Origin of the sequence: Bradyrhizobium sp. USDA 326 (assembly GCF_049739485.1) — a bacterium.
GTDB lineage: Bacteria > Pseudomonadota > Alphaproteobacteria > Rhizobiales > Xanthobacteraceae > Bradyrhizobium.
Genome location: NZ_JBMGQA010000001.1, coordinates 5,285,217 through 5,306,891, shown reverse-complemented (window position 1 = coordinate 5,306,891; position 21,675 = coordinate 5,285,217). Strand labels below are relative to the sequence as shown.

Annotated in this window: 17 protein-coding genes; 13 read left to right on the top strand and 4 right to left on the bottom strand. The window is 64.5% G+C overall.

The window, feature by feature from the left end; all coding sequences use genetic code 11:
* Positions 1-2: 2 nt before the first annotated feature.
* From ABIG06_RS24925 to ABIG06_RS24900, 6 genes are all read left to right on the top strand, one after another.
* A complete protein-coding gene (locus tag ABIG06_RS24925; RefSeq protein WP_370138958.1) occupies positions 3-239 on the top strand; it encodes a hypothetical protein in 237 nt (78 codons plus the stop codon).
* Between the two features lie 290 nt (positions 240-529).
* Positions 530-694 (top strand): Flp family type IVb pilin, encoded by a 165-nt coding sequence (locus ABIG06_RS24920; protein WP_124161510.1) that lies wholly within the window; start codon positions 530-532, stop codon positions 692-694.
* A gap of 138 nt (positions 695-832) precedes the next feature.
* Positions 833-2,374 (top strand): thymidine phosphorylase family protein, encoded by a 1,542-nt coding sequence (locus ABIG06_RS24915; RefSeq protein ID WP_124161511.1) that lies wholly within the window; start codon positions 833-835, stop codon positions 2,372-2,374.
* On the top strand, positions 2,371-3,291 hold the full coding sequence (locus ABIG06_RS24910) for a ribose-phosphate diphosphokinase (protein ID WP_370138957.1): 921 nt from the start codon (positions 2,371-2,373) through the stop codon (positions 3,289-3,291). The genes ABIG06_RS24915 and ABIG06_RS24910 overlap by 4 nt, the downstream gene beginning before the upstream one ends.
* A complete protein-coding gene (locus tag ABIG06_RS24905; RefSeq protein WP_370138956.1) occupies positions 3,288-4,883 on the top strand; it encodes an MBL fold metallo-hydrolase in 1,596 nt (531 codons plus the stop codon). The genes ABIG06_RS24910 and ABIG06_RS24905 overlap by 4 nt, the downstream gene beginning before the upstream one ends.
* Positions 4,884-6,014: 1,131 nt before the next feature.
* The gene (locus ABIG06_RS24900) at positions 6,015-6,254 is read left to right on the top strand and encodes a hypothetical protein (protein ID WP_349629075.1); all 240 of its coding nucleotides are present in this window, start codon (positions 6,015-6,017) and stop codon (positions 6,252-6,254) included.
* A gap of 34 nt (positions 6,255-6,288) precedes the next feature.
* Here ABIG06_RS24900 and ABIG06_RS24895 read toward each other — a convergent pair whose 3' ends face one another.
* From ABIG06_RS24895 to ABIG06_RS24880, 4 genes are all read right to left on the bottom strand, one after another.
* A complete protein-coding gene (locus ABIG06_RS24895) occupies positions 6,289-6,921 on the bottom strand; it encodes a hypothetical protein (protein WP_124161516.1) in 633 nt (210 codons plus the stop codon).
* Between the two features lie 8 nt (positions 6,922-6,929).
* Positions 6,930-9,182 (bottom strand): xanthine dehydrogenase family protein molybdopterin-binding subunit, encoded by a 2,253-nt coding sequence (locus ABIG06_RS24890; protein WP_370138955.1) that lies wholly within the window; start codon positions 9,180-9,182, stop codon positions 6,930-6,932.
* 1 nt (position 9,183) lies between these two features.
* On the bottom strand, positions 9,184-9,648 hold the full coding sequence (locus tag ABIG06_RS24885) for a (2Fe-2S)-binding protein (protein ID WP_370138954.1): 465 nt from the start codon (positions 9,646-9,648) through the stop codon (positions 9,184-9,186).
* A gap of 82 nt (positions 9,649-9,730) precedes the next feature.
* On the bottom strand, positions 9,731-10,666 hold the full coding sequence (locus ABIG06_RS24880) for a helix-turn-helix domain-containing protein (RefSeq protein WP_124161519.1): 936 nt from the start codon (positions 10,664-10,666) through the stop codon (positions 9,731-9,733).
* A gap of 366 nt (positions 10,667-11,032) precedes the next feature.
* Between ABIG06_RS24880 and ABIG06_RS24875 the strand changes: the two genes are divergently transcribed.
* The 7 genes from ABIG06_RS24875 (at position 11,033) to ABIG06_RS24845 (ending at position 21,668) form a co-directional block, all read left to right on the top strand.
* Positions 11,033-11,758: an alpha/beta fold hydrolase gene (locus tag ABIG06_RS24875; RefSeq protein ID WP_124161567.1), complete on the top strand. Its 726-nt coding sequence runs from the start codon at positions 11,033-11,035 to the stop codon at positions 11,756-11,758.
* A 52-nt stretch (positions 11,759-11,810) separates the two neighbouring features.
* A complete protein-coding gene (locus ABIG06_RS24870) occupies positions 11,811-12,824 on the top strand; it encodes an aldo/keto reductase (protein WP_370138953.1) in 1,014 nt (337 codons plus the stop codon).
* Between the two features lie 38 nt (positions 12,825-12,862).
* Positions 12,863-13,708 carry a VOC family protein gene (locus ABIG06_RS24865; RefSeq protein WP_370138952.1) on the top strand — a complete coding sequence of 282 codons (846 nt, stop codon included), beginning with the start codon at positions 12,863-12,865 and terminating at the stop codon, positions 13,706-13,708.
* A gap of 132 nt (positions 13,709-13,840) precedes the next feature.
* Positions 13,841-14,212, top strand: coding sequence for a putative quinol monooxygenase (locus tag ABIG06_RS24860; RefSeq protein WP_370140901.1), 372 nt, complete (start codon positions 13,841-13,843; stop codon positions 14,210-14,212).
* Between the two features lie 275 nt (positions 14,213-14,487).
* Entirely contained in the window at positions 14,488-17,325 is a 2,838-nt protein-coding gene (locus ABIG06_RS24855) for an ATP-binding protein (protein WP_370138951.1), read from the top strand.
* Between the two features lie 110 nt (positions 17,326-17,435).
* The gene (locus ABIG06_RS24850) at positions 17,436-19,070 is read left to right on the top strand and encodes a thiamine pyrophosphate-requiring protein (protein ID WP_370138950.1); all 1,635 of its coding nucleotides are present in this window, start codon (positions 17,436-17,438) and stop codon (positions 19,068-19,070) included.
* Positions 19,071-19,169: 99 nt separating this feature from the next.
* On the top strand, positions 19,170-21,668 hold the full coding sequence (locus tag ABIG06_RS24845; RefSeq protein WP_370138949.1) for a GAF domain-containing sensor histidine kinase: 2,499 nt from the start codon (positions 19,170-19,172) through the stop codon (positions 21,666-21,668).
* The last annotated feature ends 7 nt before the right edge of the window (positions 21,669-21,675 follow it).

Here is a 21,675-nt window from a genome sequence, read left to right as displayed (position 1 = left end):
ATATGCCCTGGTCGACGGCGTTCGACGATCCCATTCGCATGGGTAACAGGCGCAGGCTGCTCACGCTTCAGGATGCGGCGGATTATATCATGCAGCTGCCTGAGGACACCCAGCACGCGGCGAACTGGCAGACCGCCATCGAAACCTTGATCAATGCCGCCGAGATGGGCGGCGGCTGGGTGATGTTCGCCCGCATCGCCATGTTGCGGGCGCTGAATGCGGACGGCCGGAGCGGATGAAGCGCGATGGAGATGTCCATGCCGGCCCATCGACGAACAGGCTCAACAATCGGTTAAGCGGCCCGCATGATCACGCCTTGACGGGCACTGCGCCGGCGCAACCCTGGGGCTGCCGTTCGAATCCACTTGGAGGGATCGATGGAACCTTAATTTAATGAATGCCGTCGTATGAGCGAAAAGCGCGATGGCCCGGGCTTAATTCTTCCGGCGAGCACAAAGACATATTAGATCGATTTGCGAGTCCAATAAGGACGCGACCATACATTGGATCGGATGAACAGGAGCTGGCAATGCGTTTGCTGAGGTCTTTCCTTGCCGATGAGAATGGCGCAACCGCAATCGAGTATGGCCTGATCGCCGCCGGGATCGCTCTGGCAATCGTGACCGCCGTGAACAACACGGGTGGCGCGCTGCTCAACAACAAGTTCAACTCGATCAGCTCGGCGATGAAGTAACCGCCGCCCCGGCTTGCGCAACGGCGCGCCGCGCTTCTCGCCGATATTCGCCGGCCCTGCGGGCCATGATCTGGGTCAACAGCATCAGGTGTGAGACGCTTAAGCATGGAGGCCCAACTCCCTGCCGCCGGCTTGTCCATGCATCCAGACCTTCCGCACTCCCAACTGAAGATCCGCCGCGTCCGCCTCGATACCGGCCGTGAGAACGTGGTCGTCGTCTCGCGGCACTCGAAGGCGCTGCGCGCGGAGATCTTCCGCGGCTTCAGCCGCGTCGAGCTTCGTCGGGGCGGCAAGGCTCTGCTGGCGACGCTGCTGATCACGGATGACGATTCGCTGGCGGCTTCGGACGAGATCGGCCTTTCCGAACCTGCGTTCCGGCGCTTCGCGGAAGCCGTCGGCACGCTGGTGACGGTCAGGCCCGCCTCGCCTCCCGAGAGCCTGGAAGCCGTGCGCGCGAAGATCCGCGGACGAACCTTGAACCAGGCCGAGATCGGCGCGATCATCAGCGACCTTGCGCACTATCGCTACTCCGACATGGAGATCGCCGCCTTCCTGATCAGTTCGGCGAGCTTCATCACCAGCGACGAGCTTCTCGCCCTCACGGGGGCAATGGCGCAGGCCGGCACGCAACTGGTCTGGCCGACCCCGGTCGTCGTCGACAAGCACTGCATCGGAGGTATCCCCGGCAATCGCACCTCGATGGTCGTGGTCCCGATCGTCGCCGCCCATGGCCTGCTGATACCGAAGACCTCCTCGCGCGCCATCACCTCGCCCGCCGGCACCGCCGACACGATGGAGGTCCTGGCGCGGGTGAATGTCGGCGTCGAGGAGATGAAGGCGATCGTCTCCGCCTGCAACGGCTGTCTGATCTGGGGCGGGCACGTGAACCTGTCGCCGGCCGACGACGTCCTGATCTCGGTCGAGCGTCCCCTGAGCCTCGATACCCGCGAGCAGATGGTCGCCTCCATCATGTCCAAGAAGATCGCGGCAGGCTCGACCCATCTGTTGATCGATATTCCGGTCGGGCCGACCGCGAAGGTCAGCGGCGGCGTCGAGGCCATGCGGCTGCGAAAGCTGTTCGAATTCGTCGGCGACCGCTTCGGCCGCTCGGTCGAGGTGATCACGACCGACGGAAGCCAGCCGATCGGCAACGGCATCGGGCCGGTGCTCGAAGCCAACGACGTCATGGCGGTGCTCGGCAACGAGCCGACCGCACCGCGCGATCTGCGCGAGAAGTCGCTCCGGCTCGCCGCCCATCTCCTGGAATACGATCCGAAGCTGCGCGGCGGTGCCGGCTATGCCCGGGCGCGCGAGCTGCTCGACAGCGGCGCGGCGCTGAAGCAGATGCAGAAGATCATCGATGCACAGGGCCCCTCGACCTGCAGCAACGAGCTCGGACCGCTCAGCTTCGACGTCAAGGCGATGCATGACGGCATCGTGTCCGCTATCGACTGCCTGCGTCTGAACCGCCTAGCGCGCACCGCCGGCGCGCCGCTCGACAAGGGCGCCGGCATCCGCCTGTTCAAGAAGATCGGCGACCGCGTCGAGCAGGGCGAGCCGCTCTATCGCGTCTACACTTTCGACCATCCCGAGCATGATCTGGTTGCCGACGCCGCCGCCGAAGAGACCGGGTATCTCGTCAACGGTCACGAAGCCCTGCAGGGCACGACGACGCCGTGAGCACGATCGCGCTCCAGACATTGCCGTGCAGCGTCGATGCTGCGAAGCGCCTCGCGGCGCGGCTTGGACTCGCCTGCGGCGAGATCGCCGTGCATCGCTTTCCGGACGGAGAACTGCGCGTCGCAGTCGCGCCGGCGACCGACACGACGATTCTCTACGCCTCGCTCGATCAACCCAACGACAAGCTGATCACCCTGCTCTTCGCTGCGGAGGCCCTGCGCCGTAACGGCACGAAGCGGCTGGTCCTGGTCGCGCCCTATCTCTGCTACATGCGGCAGGATGCTGCATTTCATGCGGGCGAGGCCATCAGCCAGCGCGCCATGGGCCGCCTGCTGGCAACGACCGTGGACCGCGTCGTCACCGTGGATGCGCATTTGCATCGCACTCCCGATATCAGGTCCGTATTTCCTGGGATCGAAGCGGAGAATCTGTCCGCCATGCCGGCGATCGCGAAGGCGCTGGCGGCGGGCAGCATCGATCCGGCGACCGTCGTAATCGGGCCCGACATGGAGTCCGAGTCCTGGGTGAACGATGTCGCGGGCCGGTTGCGATTGCAGCACACGGTGGCGCGAAAGACGCGGCATGACGATCGTTCCGTGGCAGTCAGCTTTGTCGATCCTGCCCTGCTCTCGGGACGACCGGCGCTCCTGGTGGACGACATCGTCTCCTCCGGGACGACGTTGACGGCCGCAGCGAAGGCGCTGACCGCAATGGGGGCGACGGTCGTCGATGCGGTCGTGACGCATGCGCTGTTTCCACCCGCGATGATCGCCGCATTCACCGAGGCCGGCATACGGTCGATCCGCTCGACCGATAGCGTGCCGCATCCGACCAATGCGATTGCGCTCGACGAGATTCTCGCGGCCGCGTTGCGGTCCGAACTGCCCACGACACAGCTTCCGGAGACGACGACATGAGCATCACCGTTCGATTTTGCGGCGCCGCCCGCACCGTGACCGGCTCGAGCTACCTGTTCCAGACCGCGAGCGGCCGCTTCCTGGTCGATTGCGGGCTGTTCCAGGGCCAGAAGACGCTGAAGGAGCTCAACTACGGCGCCTTTCCGTTTCGCCCCGCCGATATCGATGCCGTGCTGCTCACGCATGCTCACATCGACCACAGCGGATTGCTGCCGAAACTCGTGCGCGCAGGATTCGAGGGACCGATCCTGGCGACGCGCGGCACGATCGACCTCTGCTCCTACATGCTGCCCGACGCCGGCAGCATCCAGGAATCGGAAGTCACCCAGCTCAACCGGCGCAACGCCTCGCGCGGGCGCAAGGAGGTGCAGCCGATCTACACGCAGGCCGATGCGATCGCATCGATGCAATCGTTTCGCCCGGTCGACTATGAACGCTGGACCGACGTGATCCCGGGCGTCCGCGCGCGCTACTGGAACGCCGGCCATTTGCTCGGCTCCGCCTCGATCGAGCTCGAAATCGCCGAGCAAGGTTCGGCGCGGCCGCTGCGCGTGCTGCTCTCCGGCGACGTCGGCCCGGAGGCCAAGCTGCTCCAGCCTGATCCCGAAGCGCCGACCGATTTCGACTACGTCATCTCGGAATCCACCTATGGTGACCGGGTGCGTGAGGCCATGACACCTGCACTCCGCCGCAAGCACCTCGCCGCCGAGGTGCGCGATGCCGCGGCGGCCGGCGGCGCACTGCTGCTGCCCGCCTTCGCGGTCGAGCGCACCCAGGAGCTGATCGTCGATCTCGTCGACCTGATGGAGCACGGCGAGATTCCGACGGCACCGATCTTCCTCGATTCGCCGCTCGCGATCCGCGCGACCGAAGTGTTCCGCCGCCATGCCGAGAGCCTCGACCCCTCCGTCGATGTCACCCGCCTGCTCAACTCGCCGCATCTCAAGTTCACCGAAACCGTGGACGAGAGCAAGGCGATCATGCGTCTCAGCGGATTCCACATCATCATCGCCGCGAGCGGCATGTGCGATGCCGGCCGCATCCGCCATCATCTGAAGCGCTGGCTGTGGAACGAGCGCGCGACCGTGCTTCTCGCCGGTTTCCAGGCCAACGGCACGCTCGGCCGTTTCCTCCAGAACGGCGCCAAGGCCGTGCGGATCCAGGGCGAGGAGATCAAGGTCGCGGCCCGCATCCGCATGATCGACGAATATTCCGGCCATGCCGACGGTGCCGGCATGGCCAGCTGGATCGCGGCGCGCCGACCGATCGCCCGCGGGCTGTTCCTGGTCCACGGCGAGGAAGGCGCGATTGCGGGGCTTGCCGAGCGCGTGGCCGAACGCATCATTCCCGCGGCCAAGATCTACCAGCCGATGCTGGACGACATCTATGAGCTCGCTGCCCCCGAACCGCGGGTGCTCGACGTGGATCATCGCCGGCGGCTCGCGCCGGAGGCCGTCACCCGTCTCGACTGGCACAACGAGATGTCCGAGCTCATGCTCGACATCAACGATCGTGTCGCAGCCGCCGCCGACGACCGCGCCCGCGGCGTCATCATCCGAAGGCTGCGCCGCGCGTTGGAGGAGAAGGCGTAGCGGGGCGCCGGTCGCCGTAAATAGGCATCGGCGTCTCCCCACCCCCCGTCATTGCGAGGAGCTCTGGCGACGAAGCAATCCAAAATCTTTCCGCGGAGGGATTCTGGATTGCTTCGCTTCGCTCGCAATGACGGAGTGTGGAGAGACGACATCGCTCTAACGACTCGCATTTCATCTGGACACACCTTCGCGGCCTCGCGGCACATTTCGCCCGAGCTTTGCTGTCCTCTTCCGCCCTCATCCGAAGCGAGGGCGCAAGGAAGGCCGGGCACCGGCAGGCACCCGAAGTCCCGTGTGCGATGAGAACGCGCACGGGGTGGACGACAGGTGACGCCGGAATCCCGGCCTTCCCTGCGCGGATGGTTTTAACGGTGTCCTTCGTGCTCTCCCCGGGGAGCGATGCACTATTGCCCCCGTCGCCATGCAGATGGCTGATGTGCGTGCCCGGTTGGGCCGTGAGCATCACCACATGACTTGACGCACAGACCCTGGGCGTCAGGACCACACGACTTCTCCGTCCGCGCACATCTTCGCTGGGCTCTCACCGGCTGGCGTGCGCTCACCGTCGAGACCATACGAAGACGCTGTCAGCGCCGTGTCGTATCGCGCCCGCTGCTGCTCACGGGATCACCGCCCTGCAGCCAATCTTGCGCGCCGACGCCGTCGCGGCCACCGCATCCCTGCCCGCGTCCCGTGACGATCGCGAAACGCCCCTTGTGGCGGGCGGGATGTATCGGTCTTTACGTCAAATCCGAATTTCGGTCAATACGAATATCTTGCGGACCGCGATTGACCCAGCTATAGCGTGTTTTGTCCGTCGGGCCACACAAGGGATCGTGGCCCGGGTCGAGCCAGCTCCCCATTTCCGTCAACTTTGATGGTCATTTGAGCCCTGATATTCGTCCACATGGCCTGGCTCGAATGACCATGCGATCGATCATTGAACAAAGCCATTTGAGGATGCCGATGAGACGCGCGACGTTCTTGGGCCTCGGCCTTGTGTGTGTCGGCCTCTGGGCACAGGATAGCGCGAGGGGGCAGGCTCCGGTGGCACCGCCCGTTTCGCTTGCTCCGATTGCATCGCCCCCACCTTCGAACGCCAAGAATTCGCGGCCGAAGCGCGATCCAGCCTTGGCGACGCCCGGCACAGATACTTCGACGCCTGTGATCGGCGCGCTACCGCTCTCGCCGAATCCCGCTGCCGATTACGACGGCTTCACCGTCGGCAGCGAAGACCGCGACGCCTCGAATCTGGTCGCGCCGCCCGCGAGGTCACGCGCAGCGAAGAACGGTTCCGCAGGGCAGGAATCGCTCGATCAGGACGATGAGGCGCTGAGGCGAAAGCTGACGATTTGCAAGAACTGCAAATAGGAGACTGGTCAGCCCGAGTGAGACAGCGAACGCATCAGTTCGGACAGGGCTGTCCGGCCGCTCCCCACATCGCCATGTCCTTGACGTGATCCTCGAAGGTGCCCGGTGGCGTCGAACGGCCTGCGCCCGGCGCCCAGCCCCGCGGAATGAAGCCGCTCAGTGACGCATCGTGCCGCAAGTGCTCGACGAGGCCAGCGGCGTCCCGGCCGCCATTGCGCTTTGGATCCTTCATCTGCGCGCAAATCTCGGCACCACTTTTGCCGAACCAGATGAAAGCCACCGGCGCGAGTTGCCAGTCGATACCCGCGCGCGGCGGCGACGGTGCCGGCTCGTTCGCCTGGGTCGAGGTCATGTGACAGGTCGCGCACGGGATCGCCTCCGCGCCGATGCGGCTCTCGCCGCCATGGATGTTCATGCCATGCGGGCGGGGCCTGGTTTCGCCGGCCGGCGTCCAGATCGGTATCGCCTTGGCATCGACATGGCAGTTGGCACACCGGGGATGGGTCACGACGGCCTCGATCCGCTTCCAGGCCTCCAGTCCCTCGGCGCGGCTGACGCTGCCGGACGGCAGCACGTCCTTGCCCGCCTCGTCCTTGGCTGCAACAATCCCGGTGAGCGCCGCGATGGCAGAAGCTGCGAAGACGACCGCAATCAGAGATCTCCTCATGGCTCGCCTCACACGAAATCGATGAACTTGTTGAAGGGCATTTCGCGAATCCGCTTTCCGGTGGCCGCGAAGATCGCATTGGCGAGCGCAGGCGCGGCCGGCGGAACCGGCGGCTCTCCGATGCCCCTCACCTTCGGATCGTTCTCCAGCCCGCGAACTTCGATGACCGGACATTGATAAATCCGCATGGCTTCATGGTGGTTGTAATTGGTCTGCTGCACCGCGCCCTTTGCGTAAGTGAGCTCGCAATTGATCGCATGGCCGAGCCCCCAGACGACGCCACCCTGCACCTGGCTCTCGAAATTGACGGGGTCGACGACCTTGCCGACATCAGCCGCGACCCAGACCTTGTCGATCCTGATGCCCCGATCCGTGGCCGTCACCTCGACGACTTCAGCGGTCGGTGTGCCGAACGATTCCACGAAGGCAACGCCCCGTCCTCGACCGTTGCCGAGCGGCCCCTTCCAGTCCGACATCTCCGCGACAGTCTCCAGCACCTTGCGATAGTGCGGCACGGTGCACATCGCGATGCGCGCCGTCATGGGATCGAGACCGGCCGCATGGATCAATTCGTCGACGAAGCTTTCGGTGAAGAAGCCCGATGTCGAGGCGCCGACCGACCGCCATGTGGTGCTCGGCGACAGTCCCTGCGCCTCGTAGCTGGTGGCCCGGAAATTGGGGATGTCGTAGTAGACGTTCCACAGGCCGGCGGCCAATTGCCCGTCGGGATCCTTCGAGGGCGTGCCCGAACGCTCGAGCAGTCCCTTGAGCGGCGTCGTCGAGGCCAGTTGCAGATCGGCGGCGACGATCTTGCTCTTGTCGACGCTGCCGCGGTGCCGCGCGATCGCAATCTGCCGCGGAATGTCCTGGAGGAAATCCTCTTCGCGCGAGAACACGAGCTTGATCGGCGTGCCCTTCATCTGGTTGGCGATCTCGGCGAGAACGCGGACGTTCTCGTACTCGAGACGATGGCCAAAACTTCCGCCGGTCCATTGGTTGTGGAAGGTGATCTGTTCCGGTTTGAGGCCGATCGCGGTCGCCGCGACCCATTGCACGAAGCGTGGGCTCTGATGGCCGACCCAGATCTCCATGCCGTTGTCGGTAACGAGGCCGATACCGTTGAGCGGCTCGAGCGGCTGATGCGCCACGTAAGGAGCGCGATATTCGGCTTCGACGAGCTTGCCCGTCTTCAGGCCGGCTTCGATGTCGCCGATCTTCTTCCACTCCTTGCCCAGAAATTCCGGCTTGAAAGAGGATTCCAGCACTTTCCAATGGTCGGCCTGCTCGGCGGGATAGGCCGAGGGCGCCCACTCGCAAGCGATGGCGTCGACCGCCTTCATCGCGTACCAGCTGTTCGTGGCGATCACTGCCACGCCATTGTTGATTTCGAGGATCTCCCTGACGCCCGGCATCGATCGCGCCTTGCCGGCGTCGTATGATTTCAGCGGCTGCCCCTTGCTGGGGTTCAGCTTGACGGAGGCATACAGCATGCCCTCCGCTTTCTGGTCGATGCCGAACTTCAGCTCGCCCATCACTTTCGAGCGGACGTCGAGCCGCATCATCGGCTTGCCGAGCATGCGCCATTTGGACGGGTCGCGCGGCTGAGCATCGAGCACCGGCGGAATTTTCGACGCCTCCGCCGCGAGGGCGACATAGGCGATCTTGGTTCCATTGGGCAGGATCACATGGCCCGATTGAGTGCGAAGGTCGGCCGCTGCGACGCCCGACCGTTTGGCCGCAGCGGCCTTGAGCGTCTCGCGCGCGACCGCACCGGCAAGACGCAGCTTTTGGTAGGTGTCCGGAATCGTGCTCGATCCGCCCGTCATTTGCAGGCCCGACTTTCGCAACCATTCGAGTGTGGCAGCGCGCGCCTCCTCTGCGGCCGGGCTTTGGTCCGCGGCGACGAACGGCGCGAACTCGTCGGCGAAGCCCGTGTTGAAATAGGCGGGGCTGGGCTCTGCAAAGCGGATCTCGAACTGCCCGGGATCGAGGTCCATCTCTTCGGCGATCATGATCGGCTGCACCGAGCCGACGCCCTGGCCGATGTCGGCGTGTTGCGCGATCAGCGTGATCTTGTCCGGGCTGATCTCGACCCAGGGGTTGAAGGTCACCGAGTTCGGGCCAAGACCGGCGGCCAACGGATTGTCGCTTGCGCTGGTGGCCGCTTCGGCACTGGCGTAGGCGCCGAAGGCGATTCCGCCGGCCATCGCGGCGGAGCCGAAGACAAACGCGCGGCGGGAAAGTGTCTGCATGTGGCCCATCTCACTTCTCCGCCATCTTCTTGGCCGCGGCCGCATGGATCGCGGCACGAATGCGCGGATAGGTGCCGCAACGGCAGAGATTGCCGGACATCACCTGATTGATCTGCTCGTCCGTTGGTTTGGGAATCTTTGTGAGCAGCGAGATCGCCTGCATGATCTGTCCGGTCTGGCAGTAGCCGCATTGCGGCACCTGATGCTCGATCCATGCCTGCAAGACCGGGTGGTGCTCCTTGTTGTCCAGGCCTTCGAGCGTGATGACCGATTTGCCCGCGACCTCGCCGATATGCGACTGGCAGGACCGCACCGCCTTGCCGTCGATGTGAACGGTGCAGGCGCCGCATTGCGCGACCCCGCAGCCATATTTTGCGCTGGTGATGCCGAGCTCGTCTCGCAAGACCCACAGCAAGGGCATCTCGGGAACGACGTCGACCTGGCGCTTGATCCCGTTCACCGTAAGCTCGATCATGTCGGTAAATCCCCTCGCCTATCTGATCGTCGTAACAGCACTGCACGATGCAAGCTGAACCGTATTCCCGAATCCTGCGGGATCATGCGCAATCCCTGCGGAATGCCATCTCGTGCCGATCGGCTTTCGCGTCCGCCTGGCCGCAGCACAATTCGCGATACTGCCCCGGCGTGAGACTTGCGGCCTTGCGGAACACGCGCGTGAAATTGGCCTGCGAGCCGAAGCCGAACTCCAGGGCAATTTCGACCAGGGACAGGCGATCGCGTGCGAGCTCGTGCCGCGCAGCCTGGACGCGGCGATCGGTGACGTAGCGGTGCGGCGACAATCCGGTCGCCTCGCGAAACAGCCGGGAGAAATGATAGGGGCTGAGGCAGGCCTGGGCTGCCAGATCCTCGAGCCGGATGTCGCCGCGTAGAGATGCCTCGATATAGTCCAGCACGCGCTGAAGGCGCCGCAGATCGAGCGACGGCGACCTGTCGGGTGCGTGCCAGCGGTCGGTCGTATAGTTTCCCAGAAGATGCGCCGCGAGCGCAACCTGGATACCCTCCACGAACAGCGCATCGGTCGGCTGGCGGGGACGATGGAGCAGGTCGCGAAGCGGCGAACAGAGGTGGAATAGCACCTGGTCTGCCAAGCCGTGGGCGTAGGCGATCTCGACCTTTGCGGGATCGATGTCGAAATCCGCAAGGGCGCTCCGGTCCAGCAGCGCCGGCGGCAGATAGAGATGAAGGCATTCCATCCGATCGGAAAGCTCGAGATGGCTCTCCTGCGTCCCCACAGGCACGAGGTAGCTCATCCCCGGCCGCGCGAGACTCTTCTGGACCTCACCGTTGCCGGCGCGGCACACCATCCCACCGCCTGAGAGCAGCATGACGAGCTCGGTGCAGATGGGAACGGGCGTTGCCTGACATCCCGCCTCGAACTTGCGGTGCTCGATGCTCAGCCCCGGCCAATCGCTGGCCGCCGCGAGCTTCTCGCTGTTCTGATATTTCTGATCTGCATGCGTCACGAGCGCCATCATGTCCTCCGCTTCAGTTGCGGCGAATCCCGGCCCCGTATCGCGAGCGAGCGATCATTCCATCCGGTGGTGAGTTGCAGCCCGGCTGCTGCCACGCCGATGCGGATTTCTCACAAGGCGCAGGAGCGAAGTCCAGAGCCGGCACGGTTAAAAGAGGTAAAAGCCAGGCAAACCAACGACTTGGAGCCAGGCGCGTTCGGCTTCGAAAGCTGGTCTCGTCGCACTTGAGCAAGATGCGTGCGTCATCGCGCAGGAATCGGAAATACCGCAATGCGAGCGTGCACTAGTGAGAGGCGCATCAACGGCAATGCCGCCGTATCGAGACCGGAGCCTATTATGAAGATGATTATGTTTGCGCTTGCCGCAATGTCGATCGCAACAGCCTCCGCCGCGGTCGCGGCCGAGAGGACCGTATCCATCGTCCTTGTCCACGGCGCCTTCGTCGACGGATCGGGCTGGAAGAACACCTACGACCTTCTCTCGAAGGCGGGCTATGAAGTGCTTGTCGTCCAGCAGCCAACGATCTCGCTTCGTGACGATGTCGCGGAGACCGAGCGCGTGATTGCCAAGGCGCGGCATCCGGTCATTCTCGTCGGGCATTCCTATGGTGGAATGGTCATCACCGAAGCCGGCGACAATCCGAAGGTTCGCAGCCTGGTCTATCTCGCGGCATATGCTCCCGATGTCGGGGAGTCGGTCGCCACGCTTTCGGAAGCACCCGTGCCGCCCGGCGAGCACAAGGGTCCGCTGGTCACTGAGGGCAATTATCTCTTCGTCGAACGCGATAAATTCCCGACCGCGTTCGCCGCCGGCGTCGATGCCGCAACAGCCCGCTTCATGGCTGCGGCGCAACTGCCGTTTGGATTGCAGGCGGTGCAGACCAAGGTCGAGCGCGTGGCCTGGAAGACGAAGCCGACCTATTACATGGTAACGATGGAGGATCACATTATCCCCCCGAGCTTGCTGCGCACCATGGCCAAGCGCTCGGGCGCCAAGGTGACGGAGATCAAAAGCAGCCACGCGGTGATGCTGTCGCATCCGCACGAGGTCGCGGCCTTCATCAGAAGTGCAGACACCTCCGCAACCGACTGAGATCGGCGCAATCCACACGGATGGTCGTGGCTGTCACCCAAGGACTCGCAACATGGCCCTCAAGGATGTTCTGCCGGGACAATTAGGTTTCGGTGCAGCGCCGCTCGGCAACATGTTCCGCGACATCCCGGAGCAGGAAGCCCTCGCGACGGTCAACGCAGCCTGGGAGGACGGCATACGCTATTTCGACACCGCGCCGTTCTACGGCGCGGGGCTTGCCGAGATCCGCATGGGCGCGGCGCTCGTCGGCCGGAAGCGGAGCGACTACGTGGTCAGCACCAAGGTCGGCCGCCTGATCCTGGACGAGATCGAGGATGTCGGGGGCCGCGATCTCGGCGAGAAAGGCGGCGTCTTCAAACATGGGCGCCCGAACAGGATCGTGAACGACTATTCCCGGGACGGGACGTTGCGCTCGATCGACGACAGCCTGAAGCGGCTGGGCACGGACCATGTCGATATCGCCTTCGTGCATGACGTCGCGCAGGATTTCTACGGAGACGAGTGGCTTTCGGTCTTCGAAAGCGCCCGCAAGGGCGCGTTCAAGACGCTCGACCGGCTGCGCGACGAGGGCGTGATCAAGGCATGGGGGCTGGGGGTCAACCGGGTGGAACCGATCGAGCTGCTGCTCGCGCTCGACGAGCCGCGCCCCGACGGATTCCTGCTCGCGGGCCGCTACACGCTGCTGGACCACGCCCGTGCGCTTCAGCGGGTGATGCCGATGGTCGCGGAGCATGAGCTCGCGATCGTCGTCGGCGGCCCCTACAGTTCGGGCGCGCTCGTCGGCGGTCCGAACTTCGAGTATGCGCCAGCGCCTCCGGAAATCCTCGACAAGGTGGCTCGGATCAAGACGATCGCCGATCGCTACGGCATCAGCATGAAGGCCGCAGGCCTGCAGTTCGCGCTGGCGAACCCGGTGGTCGCCGCCGTGATCCCCGGGGCGAGCCGGCCCGCCCGCATCGCCGGGGACCGCGCGGCCCTTGACCAATCAATACCCGGCGATTTCTGGCGCGAACTTCGATCGGCCGGTCTCGTCAATCCAGCTGCTCCGCTTCCGGACGCCGGCTGACCGGCACATGACATAACTCACGGACCAAGGAGACGAGAATGACCGACGAAACGTGCAACATTGCCGAAATCGAACGCCGCAACCTGCTTCGCACGGCAGGCGCCGCGATAATCACCGGTCTTGCGGTCGCCAGCATGCCGTCAGCCGCGTCCGCGGCGCCGGACAGCATGTCCCCAGCCGAGCGCAACGAGGCGCCGCTCGGCGCGCGGCTCCAGGGTGTCCAGCATTTCGGGTTGACGGTCCAGAACATGGAGCGGGCTTACGAGTTCTATACGGAGGTGCTCGGCGGCACCGAGGTCTTTCGTCATGGCGACTTCCAGGGCGACGGGGTCCAGAACACGCTGCTGGCCGATCAGGAGATCGAGGCGAACGCACGCGGGGTCAATCCGCGGACGATCGGCGTTCCCGACCTGAGAAGCGGAGCGCAGCGGCTCGATGTCCGTTTCATCCAGTTCGACAACATGGTGCTCGAACTGCTGCAATATCGTGAGGCCGATCAGCCTATGGGCAGCACGAAGAGCTTTGCCGAGCCGCTGGAGCACATGAGCCCGGCGTTTCCGCGCATGATGCACATCTGCTTCTACGTTCGCGACGACGTCGACTTCAACAAGTTCATCGCCGATCTCGAAGCCGAATCGGCGCGTCGCGGCATGACGCAGGTGAGAGCGAACCGCACCATCCGCGTCATGACGGAAGCGGATCGCAAGGCGGCTCCACGCAGCGCCAACACGAACCGCGTGACGGCGGAGCCTTCGAACGGTTGGGAGCTGATCTATTGCAAAGGCCCCGAGGGCGAGCAACTCGAATTCGTCAAAGCGCTCGACCCGGTCAAAAAGCGCTTCAGCGAGGCCTTGGCAAAGCGGCAGCAAAAAGTCGTGCGCTGACGCCTCAACCGTGGCGCGCGACCGGTCAGTGCCGGTGACCTTGCCGCCTCGCACTCACGATCACATGTGAAGGAGCTCATCATGCAAAGTCTCGTCCGCAATTCGCTTTGCGCGCTGCTGTTGGCCGCCTCGATGGCCATGACGGCGCCGTCCGCGGTCGCCGAGGAAGCACCGCGCGTGCGCTATCAGGAGATTCCGGATGGCGCGTATTCGGTGGTGGCGCAGGTGAGAGCCAAGCCCGGGAAAGAAGACGCACTGCGCGCCGCCACACTGCCGCTGATCGCGCTGGTTCGCGGCGATCCCCACAACCTGGTTTATTTCCTTCAGGAAGACCGCGCCAGGCCCGGTCATTTCATCTTCTACGAGGTCTTCGCCAGCCAAGCCGATTTCGACGCGCACAACGCGATGGCGTATGTGAAGGACTGGTTCGCCAAGCTTCCGGAACTTGCCGACGGTGGCGTCGAAGTCATGCGCATGGCGGTTCTAGGCAAGCCCCAAAAATAGCCGAAGCGGTCAAGAAGCCGTCCCGCGGGCCGGCACTTGCCGGTCGGCACGCGAGCGGTTTTGTCGCAGCAATCCTGCGGCAGAGACCGCCGGCAATCGTGCGAATTCAGAATGACTCTCTTCAACCAGCTTGCAGTGCGTGATAATGGCAGACGATCTCTTCGATCGATTGGCATGGATCAATGCGGGCTGCCACGGAGACACGGCAACGGGCCACACTCCGACAGGAACTCACATACTGCTTCGGCCCATTTCGGCTGGTTCCGCGCCGCCAGTTGCTCCTTCTCGACGGACGCCCGGTCAAATTGGGCGGGCGCGCATTCGAACTCTTGCAAGTACTGGTGCAGCGTTGCGGCGAACTCGTCAGCAAGAATGAGTTGATGGCCGCGGCCTGGCCGGGCACCTTCCTCCACGACAGCAATCTCAAGGTCAACATGTGGAGCTTGCGGCGTTCGCTGGGAGATACCCAGATCGAGCCCGTCTACATCGCGACCGTGGCGCGCCGCGGTTACAAGTTCATCGCCGAGGTGCAAATCAGCATCGGTGAGATCGAGGATGATCTGGCGTTCTCCGAACCGCTTCCGTTGTCCACTCCGCCATTGCCGCGCGGCATCGTTGGTCGTGAAGCGGAAATCATTGAAATCGCCGGTCTGCTGGCCGACAACAGGCACGTGACCCTGGCTGGCGCCGGAGGAATCGGCAAGACGACAGTTGCCGTGGCGGCCGCCCAGGCGTTTGCACCACGGTGTCGCGACGGCGTCTGCTTCGTCGATCTCGCCACGATCTCCGACCCGACGCTCTTCGGCGCGGCACTGGTGACGGCACTGGGCATCAGAGGCAATCCGGACAACAGTCTGGCTGCGGCGCTCGACTATTTGAGACCGCGGCAAATGCTGCTCGTCCTGGACAATTGCGAGCATGTGCTGCCCGCCGCGACGATCTTCGCCGGCCGGTTCATGGCGGACACATCGTCTTCCAGGTTGCTTGCCACGAGCCGCGAACCGCTCGGCACCGCCACCGAGCATGTCGTCCGGCTTGGCTCGCTGGCCTCGCCGAGATCAGGCTACGCCCTGACCGTCGATCAGGCCCTCAGGTTTCCGGCGGTGCAGTTGTTCGTTCGCCGCGCCGCCGAATGGTCGGACTACCAGTTCGGCGATAGCGATTGCGAGGCCGTCACCCGGGTCTGCCACTCGCTCGACGGCCTTCCACTGGCCATCGAATTGGCGGCAGCCCAGATCGGCAGGTTCAATCCTCGCGAACTGGTGGCACTCCTCGACCACAATCTGGGTTTTCGCGCCCCCGCCGCCGATGGCGCGCCGCCGCGCCAGGAAACCCTGATGGCGACGATCGACTGGAGCTTCAAGCTGCTGTCGCAGAGGGAAGCCAGACTGTTCGGCCTGCTGTCGCTTTTCAGCGACTCCTTCGAGGTTGAGGACGCGATCTTCGTCGCCGAGGCGGCAGGGCTCACGCCAGTCGACGTCGTCACCGGCCTCGGCAGTCTCGTCGCCAAATCGCTTCTGGGCGCGCAGGCCCAGGGCGCAAGCCTGCGCTACCGGCTGCTCGACAGCACGCGGCGCTATGCCGCCGAGCGGCGCCGGGCCGATCCCGCCTGCGGCCAGACGCTACGCCGCCATGCGCAACGCGTCCTCGCGCTGTTCGAACAATCCGAGGAGGAATGGAACTGGCGCGAGCCGGCCGATTGGACACAGCGCTACCTTGGTCGCATCGCCGATTTGCGCGCCGCTCTTTCATGGGCATTCGGCGAGCAAGGCGATCCTGTCCTGGGAATTAGGCTCACGGTTGCAGCGATCACCTTGTGGTCGGAAACCTCCATCCTGTCGGAAGCACAGGCGTGGTTGAAAGACGCGCTCGCCCTGGCCGAGACCGTCGCGTGCGACGATCTGTGGAAGGCAAAGCTCGCCTGCGCACTTGGATGGAGCCTGTTCTATGCCCGCAAGATGTCGAATGAGAACGAGGTCGCCTGGCTCGATGCGATCGCCTTTGCGAGGAACGCCGGCACGATCGAGTATCAGCAGCGCGCGCTGGTGGGTTTTGCCTTTTACCTGCTGCAAATTGGCCAGGTCCCGCGCGCCATAACCTATCTCGAGGAGGCCACGCAGCTGGCTGCCAGGGATCGCGACTCGACGGCAACGTCGGAAGCGGATCGGGCCCTGGCCTGGGCCCGCGCCTTTGCCGGCGAATTGAATAAGAGCCGCCTGGTTCTGGATCGTCTCGCAGCAACCTATTCGCTGGCCGAGGGCCGTTCGCGCAAGGATGCGAACGAAGTCTACCGATTCATTACAGCCCGCTTCAACCTGCCGTTCGTGGCGTGGATGCAGGGGCAGGCCGACTATGCTGCGAGGCTGGCCCGCGACGCCGTCGAGGCCGCGGATCGCAGTGGCCATTGGGTGTCGCAGTCGAATGCACTCGGGCTCGCCGCGCTTCCTGTCGCGCTCGAAACCGGTAATCTGAACGCGCTCGCGAGCTTCACGGAGCGTCTGCGTCGCAACCTGGAACGTGAGCGCATCTCGCGCTGGGTTCCGGTCGAACGCTATTTCTCCGCTTGCCTTCGCGACCAGCGTGGCGATCCGCGCGCGGTGGAGGATATTCGGGCCGCGATCGAAGAGTTGATCGAATGTCGCTTCTTAATGCGGATCGGCAGCTATCTCGCGGTCCTCGCCCGCGCCTATTTGCGACAAGGGCGGATCGCCGAAGCGCGCGAGGCCATCACGCGCGCGATCGGCCATCAGGAACGTCAGGGCGAGCGCTGGTGCCGCTCAGAACTTCAGCGGGTCGACGCAGCGGTTCTTCTCCACGCCGGCGAGCCGCGGCGCGCTGAAAAGCGGCTACTACAGGCACTCGCCGAAGCGCGCGCCATAGGAGCTGTTACATTCGAATTGCGCATCGCCACCGATCTCGCTGCACACTGGATCGGGACCGGCCGCAGGATCAAGGCTGTCCGACTGCTTGCTCCGATCTATGAAGGCTTCGCAGAGGGCCTCGAGACGCCGGATCTGGTTGCTGCCAGGCGCCTGCTGCAGCCCGTGGGGCGGGCAACGTTCGGCCGCGGCCACTCTCGCCAGCCGGAGCCGTCGCACGCTCGCGGTGCATAGCTGGGCTACCGCGGCACTCGCCTCGCGCGCTTTACGGTTCGCGGGATTCCTGATCCTCTCTGCCCAACCGGCCGGATCAACCGGTCAAACCTTAAGGGGAGAGAGACGCCATGAAGCTCGGCACCGCCATTGCGGAAATCATGAGGCGCGAGGGCATCGAGATCCTCTGCGGCTATCCGGTCAACCATCTGATCGAGCATGCGGCCAAAGCCGAGATCCGCCCCGTGATGGTGCGGCAGGAGCGCGTCGGCATCCACATGGCGGATGCGATCTCGCGCGTGACGTCGGGGCGCTCGATCGGCGCGTTCTGCATGCAGCATGGGCCGGGCGCCGAGAACGCGATGGGCGGCGTCGCGCAGTGCTTCGGCGAATCCGTTCCCGTGCTGGTGCTGCCGATGGGCTATCAGCGCCGGCTTGCGCATATCGAGCCGAACTTCAATTCCAGCGAGGCGATGAAGCCGTTCGCGAAATCGTCCGAGCCGATCATCCTCGCGACCGAAGTCGCCAACATCTTCCGCCGCGCCTTCACCAAGCTGAAGAACGGCCGCGGCGGGCCTGTGATCGTCGAGATCCCCTCGGACATGTGGAACGAGGAGGTGCCGGAGCCGCTCGACTACACGCCAGTGCTGCGCACCCGTTACGGCGCCGACCCCGTGCATGTGAAGGAAGCGGCCAGCCTTCTGATTAACGCGAAGCGGCCGGTCATCTATGCCGGCCAAGGCGTGCATTACGCGCAGGCCTGGCCGCAACTGAAACGGCTCGCCGAGCGCCTGGCGATCCCCGTCACCACCAGCCTCGGTGGCAAGTCGTCGTTTCCGGAAACGCATCCGCTCTCGCTCGGCTCCGGCGGCCTTGCGGTGCCGCGCGCGGTTCCGAAGTTTCTGAGCGAGGCCGACGTCATCTTCGGCATCGGCTGCTCCTTCACCGAGACCAATTTCGGCATCGCGATGCCGAAGGGCAAGGCCATCATTCACTCCACGCTCGATCCCAATCATCTCAACAAGGACGTGGAAGCGAAGATCGGCCTGGTCGGCGACGCCGCCCTCGTGCTCGACGCGCTGCTGGAGGAGATCGGCAAGACCGTCACGGTGGATCGCGACGCCTCGGCGGTCGCGGCCGAGATCGCGGCCTCGCACGAGGAGTGGCTGGCGAAATGGATGCCGAAGCTGACCAGCAACGACGCACCCTTGAGCCCGTACCGCGTGTTGTGGGACCTCCAGCACACCGTCGACATCGAGAACACCATCATCACCCACGATGCCGGCAGTCCGCGCGACCAGCTTTCTCCGTTCTGGAAAGCGGTCGAGCCCCTCACCTATCTCGGCTGGGGCAAGACGACGCAACTTGGCTACGGCCTTGGGCTGGCGATGGGCGCCAAGCTCGCAAGGCCCGACAAGCTCAGCATCAACGTCTGGGGCGATGCGGCCATCGGCTTCACGGGCATGGATTTCGAGACGGCGGTGCGCGAGCGCATCCCGATCATGTCGATCCTGCTCAACAATTTCTCGATGGCGATCGAACTGAAGGTGATGCCGGTCTCGACCGAAAAGTATCGCTCGACCGACATTTCCGGCGACTACGCCGCGATGGCGCGCGCCTTCGGCGGCTATGGCGAACGAGTGACGCGACCGGAGGACATCATCCCCGCGATCAGGCGCGGCATCCAGAAGACAGGGGAAGGCATCCCAGTGCTGCTGGAGTTCATTACCAGCAAGGAGACGGAGGTGTCGCGGCCAGGCATGTGAAACGGGCCGGGCTTGAACCGCAGGCGCTGGCACCGGCCGCGGAAGATGTGATAATCCGGCGAGGTGTCACGCCTGTCGTGGCATCGAGCCGGATTAGAAATGACCACCCCTTCCGATGAAATCGAGGAACTCGAACGCCGATTGCAGTCGGTGGCAGCCGAGAACGCGCAGCTGCGCGTCGAGCTTGCGATTGCTCGGGATCGCCAGGGCGCCAGCGCCGAGATCCTGCGCACCATCGCGGCCTCGCCCTCCGACGCGCGACCAGTCTTCGCGGCGATCGCGTCCAGCTCGAAGCGCCTGCTCGGTGGCTTCTCCGCCACCGTGCTCCAGTTCATCGGCGATGAGCTGCACCTCGTGGCGTTCACACCGACCAGCCCGGAGGCGGACGAAGGGCTGAGGGCCGCGTTCCCGCGCAAGATCGCGGACTTCCCGACCTTTGCCCTGGTGCGCGACGGCGAGACGATCCAGTTTCCGGACAGCGAGGCCGCCGACGTTCCGGAGCTGAACCGGGAGTTGGCGCGGCTGCGCGGCTTTCGCAGCGTGCTGTTCATGCCGCTGATGAACCGGGGTGCGCCGGTCGGCATGATCAGCGTCACGCGCGCTGAGCCCGGTGCATTCGCGCCCGACCTCGTGCAGCTGCTCCAGACCTTTGCAGACCAGGCGGTGATCGCGATCGAGAATGCGCGACTGTTCAATGAGACGAAAGAGACACTCGAACGCCAGACCGCCACCGCGGACATCCTGAAGGTGATGGCGGCCTCGCCGTCCGACGTGCAGCCGGTGTTCGAGGCGATCGCCATCAATGCCAACCGGCTGATCGGAGGCTTCTCCACCGCGGTGCTGCGTTACATCGACGGCGCCGCCCACCTTGCGGCATTCACGCCGACCGATCCGGCCGGCGACCGCGTGCTCCAGGCCTCGTTCCCCGTGCCGTTCGCACAATTCCCGCCCTATCAGCTCGTTGCCAATGGTGTCGCCGCGCAACTGCCGGACACCGAGCTCGAGCCGGCCGCACGCGACATCGCGCGTGCGCGGGGCTATCGCAGCATGCTGTTCACCCCGCTGATGAGCGAGGGCGAAGCCATCGGCATCATCATCGCTACGCGCCGTGCGACAGGCAGCTTCGCCGAGCATCATGTGCGGCTGCTTCAGACCTTCGCCGACCAGGCGGTGATCGCGATCAAGAATGTCAGTTTGTTCAACGCGATCGGGGAAGCGCTGGAACGTCAAACCGCGACCGCCGATATCCTCAAGGTGATCGCGGCATCACCATCAGACGTCACGCCGGTGTTCCAGGCCATCTCCGACAGCGCCAAGGCGCTGATCGGCGGGCACTCCTCCACCGTCACCCGCGTGATCGACGGCATGCTGCATCTGGCCGCCTTCACCACCGATGTCGAGGCCGGCAACGCCGACCTGCTCAGCTCCTTCCCGGCTCCGCTGTCGGCATCAGGCATTCACAGCCGGGTGGCAAGGAGTGGAGAGTATGCATTCCGCAGCGACATGCAGAACGAGCCCGGCCTCACCGAGGCCATGAAGGAACTGGCGCGGACCCGAGGCTATCGCAGCATCCTCGTGGTGCCGATGCTGCGCGACGGCATTGCGATCGGCACCATCGCCGTCACGCGGCGCGAGCCCGGTCAATTTCCGGAGAAGGCGGTCAATCTGCTCAAGACCTTCGCTGACCAGGCCGTGATCGCAGTCGAGAACACGCGCCTGTTCAACGAGGTGCAGGACCGCACAAGCGAGCTCGCCAAATCGCTGGACGATTTGCGCGCCGCGCAGGACCGTCTGATCCAGACCGAGAAGCTGGCATCCCTCGGCCAGCTCACCGCGGGCATCGCGCACGAGATCAAGAACCCGCTCAACTTCGTCAACAATTTTGCCTCGCTGTCTGCCGAGCTGACCGAGGAGCTGAACGATGTGCTTGCGCCGGTGTCGCTCGCCGAGGAAGTGCGCGCGGACGTTGAGGAGCTGACGGGCCTCCTGAAGGACAATCTGGCAAAGATCGTGCAGCACGGCCGCCGCGCCGATTCCATCGTCAAGAACATGCTGCTGCATTCGCGCGAGGGCGGTGGCGAGCATGGGCTGAGCGACATCAACGCGCTGGTCGAGGAAAGCCTCAACCTCGCCTATCACGGCGCGCGCGCCGAGAAGCCGGGGTTCAACGTGACGCTGGAGCGCGAGCTCGATCCCGCGACCGGGCAAGCCGAAGTGTTTCCGCAGGAGATCACCCGGGTGCTGCTGAACCTGATCTCGAACGGCTTGCATGCAGTCGCAAAACGCAGGGCGGACAGCGCCGCCGACTACGCGCCCGCAGTGCTTGCCGCAACGCGCGACCGCGGCGACAGCGTCGAGATCCGCATCCGCGACAACGGCACCGGCATTCCGGGCGAGGTGAAGGAGAAGATGTTCAATCCGTTCTTCACCACCAAGCCGGCCGGCGAAGGCACCGGCCTCGGGCTGTCGATGAGCCACGACATCGTGGTGAAGCAACACGGCGGCACGATCGACGTCGCGACGGAACCTGGCGTGTTCACCGAATTTACGATCCTGCTGCCGCGGAAGAGCAGGTTCCCGGATGGAAACGGCGGCTGAGCCGTCT